1 protein-coding gene is annotated in these 530 nt (G+C 77.7%); it reads right to left on the reverse strand.

The window, feature by feature from the left end; all coding sequences use genetic code 11:
- Positions 1-530 (reverse strand): hypothetical protein (locus tag ND748_RS33585; RefSeq protein ID WP_251750222.1); only part of this gene is annotated, 530 nt, incomplete at both ends.

Here is a 530-nt window from a genome sequence, read left to right on the forward strand (position 1 = left end):
GGGCCAGTCGGGTCGGCGGCCGCAGGGCGCCCGGCAGGAAGCTGCCGTCGGCGGTGCGCACGTAGGCTCCGTCGATCAGCCAGCCGGGCCGGCGCGGCACGTCCGCATCGCTCACCAACCGGGCGTCGCGCCCGGTGAACAGGGGCGCCGGGTCGACCCCGACGCCGGCCGCGGCAAGCTCGGCGAGCGCGAGCAGCAACCGGCGCAGCCCCGACTCCGCCGCGACGTCGGTGGCCACGGCCCGGTGCGGCCGCTCGGCGAGAATCTTGCCGACAAGCTGGGAGAGCACCCGACCGGGGCCGGCTTCGACGAAGGTCCGCACGCCGGCCGCGTACATCGCCTCGATCTGCTCGACGAACCGCACCGGCGCCGCCACCTGGCCGGCGAGGGTCGCCCGCACCTGCTCCGGTGCCGCCGGATACGGCTGGGCGGTGGTGTTGGACCACACCGGCAGCGTCGGCGCGACGACGTCGAGCGCGCCGAGGCGGTCCGCCAGCGCGCCGGCGGCGGCGGCCACGACCGGGCTGTGG

The sequence above is a fragment of the Frankia sp. AiPs1 genome (assembly GCF_023716945.1).
In the GTDB taxonomy this organism is placed as follows: Bacteria; Actinomycetota; Actinomycetes; order Frankiales; family Frankiaceae; genus Frankia.